The 7,866-nt window shown below is 28.8% G+C and carries 7 protein-coding genes; all 7 read right to left on the reverse strand.

Features of this window, described 5'->3' with window-relative positions:
- A partial coding sequence (locus tag AJ889_RS00750) for a bacteriophage T4 gp5 trimerisation domain-containing protein (RefSeq protein ID WP_407918781.1) occupies window positions 1-450 on the reverse strand: 450 nt, incomplete at its 3' end.
- Window positions 451-465: 15 nt separating this feature from the next.
- Complete coding sequence (locus tag AJ889_RS00755) at window positions 466-3,006, reverse strand: hypothetical protein (protein WP_032584903.1); 2,541 nt, start codon at window positions 3,004-3,006, stop codon at window positions 466-468.
- Window positions 2,996-3,811 carry a lysozyme inhibitor LprI family protein gene (locus AJ889_RS00760; RefSeq protein WP_002788365.1) on the reverse strand — a complete coding sequence of 272 codons (816 nt, stop codon included), beginning with the start codon at window positions 3,809-3,811 and terminating at the stop codon, window positions 2,996-2,998. The genes AJ889_RS00755 and AJ889_RS00760 overlap by 11 nt, the downstream gene beginning before the upstream one ends.
- 84 nt (window positions 3,812-3,895) lie before the next feature.
- Window positions 3,896-4,339 (reverse strand): hypothetical protein, encoded by a 444-nt coding sequence (locus AJ889_RS00765; protein WP_032584906.1) that lies wholly within the window; start codon window positions 4,337-4,339, stop codon window positions 3,896-3,898.
- A gap of 181 nt (window positions 4,340-4,520) precedes the next feature.
- Window positions 4,521-4,967, reverse strand: a complete 447-nt coding sequence (locus tag AJ889_RS00775; RefSeq protein WP_168977582.1) for a hypothetical protein — start codon at window positions 4,965-4,967, stop codon at window positions 4,521-4,523.
- A gap of 166 nt (window positions 4,968-5,133) precedes the next feature.
- Window positions 5,134-7,125, reverse strand: coding sequence for a DUF6402 family protein (locus AJ889_RS00780; RefSeq protein ID WP_070293194.1), 1,992 nt, complete (start codon window positions 7,123-7,125; stop codon window positions 5,134-5,136).
- A partial coding sequence (locus tag AJ889_RS00785) for a bacteriophage T4 gp5 trimerisation domain-containing protein (RefSeq protein WP_070293197.1) occupies window positions 7,125-7,866 on the reverse strand: 742 nt, incomplete at its 5' end. The genes AJ889_RS00785 and AJ889_RS00780, both read right to left, overlap by 1 nt.

Consider the following 7,866-nt stretch of genomic DNA (forward strand, 5'->3'; position numbering starts at 1 on the left):
ATTAATATCATAATGCCCCTCAACCACCTCCTTTTTATTTCCCTTCACATTTCTTATCTCATCCTTATGGATAATAGTGTTTTGATTAGCACTTATTTCTATATCTTTGTTTTCTCCTACATATTCGCTAGAATTCTTAGATACTCTTACTTTATTATCTACTCCTACATTTAAGGTATTGCTTAATCCTACTATGGTATCTTTAGATAAGCCTACATTAGTTAAGTATTCTCCTCCTACATTGACATTTTTAGCTAAGTCTATGGTTTGAGTATGAACCTTTTTAATCCTTTCATTATAAATTCCATCCACTATAGAATCTTTATCATTTAAAATTCTTTGAGTGAAATTATGTTGTACTAATTCATCATAATCCTTTTGGGCTTTTAAATAAATTTGTTCTTTATCTTTTATATTTGAGAGGGTAAGTTCAATGGCTTTGTTTTGTATAGTTTAAATCTTTAGTCATTTTAACACTAAATGCGTTATTCCTTGTGTTGTTTTAAATGCAGGTGCACTAAAATAAGCAAATAAGATTAATTGATATTTTTCATTCATATTATAAAGTTTATTCCTATCATCTTGTGAAAGCATAGAAGTATTAAAGGTTATATCATTTCCTTGAAGATTTTCTAAAATTTTAATTTTAGATTGATTACATTCTAATTCCTCTTCTTTTTTTATACAATATGCCCATTTAATTGTCTCATCGAAGAAAAATTTCTCCTCATTATTTAAGTAGGCTCTAATAAAAATAGTTTCATTGTAAGGGATTTTATCAGTAGTATTTTGCTGTTCTTTTTCTTTATAAGCTTTCAAATTTGTGATATATAAATTCTCTCTTGAATTTTTTATTTGTTTTTCATACCCATTTGCCTCAGTATCTAAATAAAGATTTTCTCCAAAATCTTGCATGCTTACCTTATTTGTAAAAGTATAGCTTCCACCTTTCTTATCTGCAGAACTTAAAGAGACTATTGCCACATTTCCAATTTTATGCATTTGACTTGTGCTAAAGCCTTCTAAGGTTTTTGTAGCTATAATACATTTTGTAGCCCTTTTAAAAAAAGAAGAGTTTTCATCTAAAATTAAATCAATTTTAAAACTGCTCTTATAAATGCCTTCTTGATACTCTAGCTTTAAACTTTCATAAATCCTTCTATTCTCACAATTATGAAGAAATATTTTAGTGATGGTTTCATGATTATTTCCATTTTTATCTAAAATCTTAAGATTATTAAGTGTTAATTCAAAATTTCCCCCTCTATGTAATAAAATCTCTTCGCTACTATATCTTTCTAGTTTTAAATAGATTTTTAGCATCTTTGAAGCTTTATCTTGTAAAATTTTAAATTGATTTTCTTTAGCAAAACTGTATAATTCTATAGCATTTTCTTCATTGCCAGTAAGAGCAACTTTTAAAATTCCATCGTTTTTATTAATAAAATATGATATATTGTTTTTTACTGCTTTAAAGTATATTTCATTTTCTTTTTTTAAAATAAGTTCTTCTTGGGTGCTACAAGAAAAAGCTTGTGGATTAATTGCTTGTTGTTCTTCTTGTGTTGGATCATATTTTAAATACATTAGCTCACATTGATCTTCTATCAATTTAGTGCAATCTATTTTTGCTTTTGCTCCTATAAGTAGGGTAATAAAAGTATTTTTAGGTTGTTCTATTTGTATAATAGATGGAGTAGGATTTGGATAGAGGATAAGAATATTATGGGGTGTATTTGCTTCTAGTTTTTCAAACTTTTGTCTTAAAGTTTTATTAAGCAAGGCAACATTATCCAATTTATTAGCGCCTAAATTCTCACAATAATTAGCAATACAATAAATATTATCTAAGCTAAAATTTTTTTGAGTGAGGGTGTTTAGGTAGGATAGATAGAGGGAGAGAATATCAGCTATACCCTGAAATTCTTCTTTAGCAACATAAGAATAATAGTGTTTGTCTTTAGTATGATATGTACTGTATTCTCTTAAGAGATACTCTGCTTTTTCATCAACTTCTTTGCATTTCTTATAAGTTTGCATAAAAGAAAGGTAAGTGTATTTATCTGACAGCTTCAGTCCTTGCTTGGCATTGGCTTCTCTAAAGTTAAAATTAAGATAAGAGAAAATATCAAGACTTGTTGAAAAATATTCAATATTATTATTTTGATTCTTATTGCTTAAGCCAAACATAGCGGCTTCTTGGATTCTGCGAGAATAATAAGGGTTTTTGAATTGTCGTATATCAGCATAATAACGCACAGAAAACCACGCTAAGAATCTATTCTTATCTTTAAGGGCTTTTTGAAGCAAGATGAGTCCACTCTCTGGGTTAAATCTTGCTGGACGCTGATAATAAATAGACAATAAGGGAATAAACTCTTGTGGATTGGTTAATTCTGTCTTACTAAAAGAAGTAAGATGATTTGCATTCCATTTGTTTAATTTGTGTCTTAGTGCCCTAATTTCACTAAAACTGATGATATTTTTAACTTCTATTGCTTCGTTATCTGTAAGCTTAAAAACTATATTTTCATCAAGTTTTTGGTTAATATTTTCAGGATTTTGATTGTAGATTTTTATATTATTTTGCAAAATGGCATTGATATCTTTTTGTAAATTAATCATATTTTGATTTGGGTTTTTACCTGTTTGATAGGTATTTTTTTGAATTTTATTACTTGCCTTATATTCATTAATCTTATCTTTTATTTCTTTAGAAGTTGTATTAATGAGAATTTGCATAGATTGTGATTGTTTGCCTAGTATATTAGCTAGGGTATAGACGCCATTTTCTAAGTCTGTGTATTGCAAAATCCCTGCTTTATACATCAAAATAACATTTCTCCATTTATCTTCGTCAATATTAAATCCTATACCAATGGTAATTTTTGGATCATCTGCACTATCAGCATAAATCTTTGTTCTAATCCCTTCAACCAACCTTAATAGACTAAAAAGTTTATTATAAAATTCCTCATAGCTTAAATTTGTTGTCTTAATTGGCATTTAGTTTCCTAAAATCTATATTTTGAATAAAATTATCAAGTGGCTGAATAACTCTAGTTTGCATTTCATCTAAATCAAACTCACACCCTCCATTTGTGCATATAAATCCCTCATCTTCAAACACACATACTTGAGTATAGCGACCATTTGAGCTTAATTCCTGTAATGCTTTGGAGGCTTCTATAATGGTTTCTTTATATCCTTGTGGAAACAATTTATTGTAAAATCTAAACTTTACTAAACCTTTAATAGAAAAAATATCGAGTATCATATTGCCCTTGCAAGTATAAAAAGTATCTTTGTCTATGAGAAAACTTGTATCTATGATAGTATTGGTGCTAAGCAATAAAATTCCCATTTTATAAACCCTTGCTATACAAGGCTTGTAATGATGTGGTTTAAAACCAAAATGAACCGAGTCAAGATTTTCATACATTATTCCATTTTCGCGTCCTTTGTTAAATACTTCTTCCACTTCTTTTTCATCATCATTTTTTGCCAATAAAAAACAACGCATATTGTCTCTATAATCTATAAAATTTTTAGCAAATTTTTGCATTTGTTTTTTTGTCTCTTGCCCCTCTTTTGTATCTTTTGGGATACTCTTTAGTATTGAAAAATAGAGTTTAGAATACAATCTATCAAGTTTTTGTAACTCCCCACTTTTATCATTACAAATCATCTTTTCTACTTTTGTACTTGCTTTAGCACAATCAAAACTAGGTTTGGCTTCTTTTGGGGATTGTGCATTAGCACTAATGGCTAACATTAAACACAATCCTAAAACTATTAAAAACTTTTGCATAAGAACTCTTTTAATTTACTCTGTATTTTTTGTCGCTTCAAACATAATAACTACTCCTCTAGCACAATATCTAAAAATATAGAGCTATATAAAAAGAAATCTAAGCCAAGATTGAAGTGTTTGGGTATCATAATTTGTTTGAAAAAATATTAACATCCATGCAATAGCAACGCACAGGCTACTATGAATACAAAGAGAGAAAATACTCATTGGGATAATCCATAATGAAAATTCGTTTAGAGCTAGATTTGAATATGATTGCATAAAAAATTTTCTTAAAAAATATACCAAAGGTAAAGAAATACCACAGATATACATTATTAATAACTCCCATTCACAAGTAATGCAGATAATCAAAAATAATAAATAATATGAAAAAAGCCAAGCAATCCAAAAACTTTTTGAACATACAAACCCACAAAAGCTTTGAAATCTTATCAAAAATACTATACATACATAAGATATACCACCAAGAATCAATACAGGCAATGTAAAGACATATGCTAAAAACCCAAATCCATCAGTCATTATCTCGCCTCACTTTTTACTATAATCCTCAATAGATTCTTTGTATCCAAATTATTTGGAATCTTAATATTTTTAAAACCTTTGCTTGTAACTATAAAATCACAACCAAGATTGAAATGTTTCTGTGTTTGTTGGATTTGTATTTGTTGGTAGTCGTGGTTTTGATATATAAGTTTTTGCATTATGGTTTGTCCTTGCCTATCATAGATAAGATTCTATATAGAATCTTAGTAAAAAATGACTTATGATTTTTATAGAGGATATAGCTAAGGAGTAGTGTAATTATACTGGGAAAAACCACAACAAGAACATAAAAAGTTATAGTGCGAATCGCCTCATTTCTCTCATCGATTTTAAGATAATATCTATCACACCATGAGCTGATATAATATCCAATAGCATACATCATTACAAAAGAAAGGATAAGTAGTCCAATCCCAATAAAAAATGAAACGATATATCTGCCTAGTCTCTTTGTAAATGAAATCTTTTGCATATCAAAATAAGTATAGATAATAGCATAGAGTATAAAGGTAAGATGTATAATTTGCAAGATAATGGGGATTAAAAACATTTGAAAAATTTCAAAAAGGCTGATAATAGTTGTATCGACAAATATTACCCACATAGCTAAGTATAACAACACTGAAGCTCCAATATGTAGAGTAAGATTCACATATTGAGGCTTATATTTATACAATAAAAGCGTCAGACAATAAAGGGGTAGAAAATAGTATGCAATAAGACTAAGCCCATATATAAAAGGCTCATAATCACCACCAGCAAAAAACATCTTACTTCCCCACTATAAAAGCAGTATCTTGCATTTGCGTATGACTAAAATCCATATCCAAAAATGTAGAGCTATATAAAAAGAAATCTAAGCCTAGATTAAAATACTGTTTTGTTTTTAGAAAGTCTGAATTATATAAGGGAAATAAGAATGATTTTGGTGAGGTATATTTAAAATGAAATTTTGTATTTCGGTATTGCATTATCGAATTATATAAATCAAATCCTACCTTCTCATAATCCCATGCCCCAATAGGCTGATCGCTACCATTATTATTAAAATTCACAGTATCAATGATAAAAGCACGCACCTTTTTGCACGCAGCATATAAAGAATGGTAATTATAGAATCTTGTAACTCTCGTGATTTGTATAAGGCTTGGTATATATAAGATATTAAAAGCCCCTGCGATAGAGTATAGAGCAAAATTCTGCTTGTATTTTGGGTTAGAGTGGAATTTATCTAAAACTTCTTTTTCATGTTGTATGGAGTTTTGCAATGAAAATGCATCAAATTTACTTAAGCCTAAATGCGGTAAAAACACATCATTTTTTATATCAAACCTTTGAAAATATAAACTATTATCGATAATATCTGATGGTTTTTGTAAGTCTTTTATAGCTTTATGAGTTTCTGGGAGTGTTTCCTCTTTTTTATATAGCTTAAAGACTTCTGCATTCTTCGTCTTATTCTCTTTCATTGCTTGGATATTGAGTGCCATTGTATATTCTTGTGTATTTTTAATGTTTTTTATATCTAGTAAAGTATCATTAAGAAAATCTTCGAATTGTTTTTGAAAATCAGATTCTTCTCCAAAAAGCTTTTTGAGATTCATATACTCGCCCTTTAGCTCTTGCATTATAGGAAACTTCATATAAAAACTATCCCAATCTAATTCCGCATAAAATCTTGCTTTATCTCTTGATTTTGTGTTGTCAGTCTTTAATTGTTGCATCTCTACTCTAGGCAATATCTCCTTTACTATTGTTTTCATTGTTTCATTAGGGATAGTATCTATAAAATCTTGTGAAGTAGAGCTTCTAAAGGTTAAATCTTTTAATTCTTTAGCATCACTTGGATTATCATGCCATAATCTTTGACAGATATAGCTTACCCCCCAACCAAGCCTTGAGATTTCATCTTTGTTTGTATGTGCCCTTAGTGTTTCTGCTAGAGTGCAATCAATGGTAATTTGTGGATAATCATTAATTCTTATAAGATAAGAGGCATTATAATTGGGTATTTCTTTATAAGCAAAGACTAATAGTGTTTTTTGCTCTTGTGTGTCTTTAGGGTTTGGTAGTTGCAAACTAAGATGTTTTCCACAATAAGCTTTGTTGTTTTCTAAATGTCTATAAATGATAGAAGAAGATAATAGGGCTTTATCTTCTTCTTTTTCAATATAAAAACAATCTTTTAAAATTTCTTCATCAAATAAAGAACTTTCCTTTTTGTCATTAGTTAATTGGTTTTTGTTTAACTTATCTAAGGTGTTTTTATCCTGAATAAAAACATAACCCCATTTAATTTGCTCTTCTTTGATTTTTGCATCCTCATAAATAGCTTCAAATTCTACTATATCACCAAAAGTATAGAAATTACGCACTATTTTTTCATTATTTTCTAAGGTAAATTCTTTGGATTTTAGCCTAATAGAGTTTATAGAGCCTTTATCTGCCTTTCTTTCAAATTTTATTTCACACCAATGCCCATACTCATAACTTCTTAATAAAAATCTATGATTATAGATGGGTTTGTTTTTATAAACACTAGATTGGTTTAAAATTAATTCAAAGCTTTGTGCTTCTTTACTAAAAATTTCACTAGCATTTAAATGAGCTTCCCCCATTCTATTGGTTGTAAAAATAGTCTTGATTTCATTTTTATTGCCCTGTGCTATTTCATAAAGCTTAAATTCTTGATTATGCAGAAGAATATTATTAGAACTTAAAAGCCTAATATTTAAACTATTTTTTTGATTAAGTACTTCCATTACTCTGCCCTAATCTCTCCACCTTTGACCACAAGCCCATTAGAATCTATCACTACTTCAACTCCACCTGCTTTAATAATCACATAATCTCCCTTAGTAACAATTTGAGTATCGCCTACTTGGTGGAGGATTTGATTGCCTGCTTTTACTTCATAATCTGTTTTTGTTTGCGATAATGAATTATCAGATACAAAGGTATTATTTTTATCTGTTTCAAAGCCCATTGAAGCATTGGTGGTGATTAGTAGATTATTTTTGCTTCTTATAGAAGTCTCTTTTTCTGTTTGGATTTTTAATGTTTCTTTTATATTAATATCATAATGCCCCTCAACCACCTCCTTTTTATTTCCCTTCACATTTCTTATCTCATCCTTATGGATAATAGTGTTTTGATTAGCACTTATTTCTATATCTTTGTTTTCTCCTACATATTCGCTAGAATTCTTAGATACTCTTACTTTATTATCTACTCCTACATTTAAGGTATTGCTTAATCCTACTATGGTATCTTTAGATAAGCCTACATTAGTTAAGTATTCTCCTCCTACATTGACATTTTTAGCTAAGTCTATGGTTTGAGTATGAACCTTTTTAATCCTTTCATTATAAATTCCATCCACTATAGAATCTTTATCATTTAAAATTCTTTGAGTGAAATTATGTTGTACTAATTCATCATAATCCTTTTGGGCTTTTAAATAAATTTGTTCTTTATCTTTTATATTTGAGAGGGTAAGTTCA

This window comes from Campylobacter sp. BCW_6468 (genome assembly GCF_001762865.1).
Classification (GTDB): Bacteria; Campylobacterota; Campylobacteria; order Campylobacterales; family Campylobacteraceae; genus Campylobacter_D; species Campylobacter_D jejuni.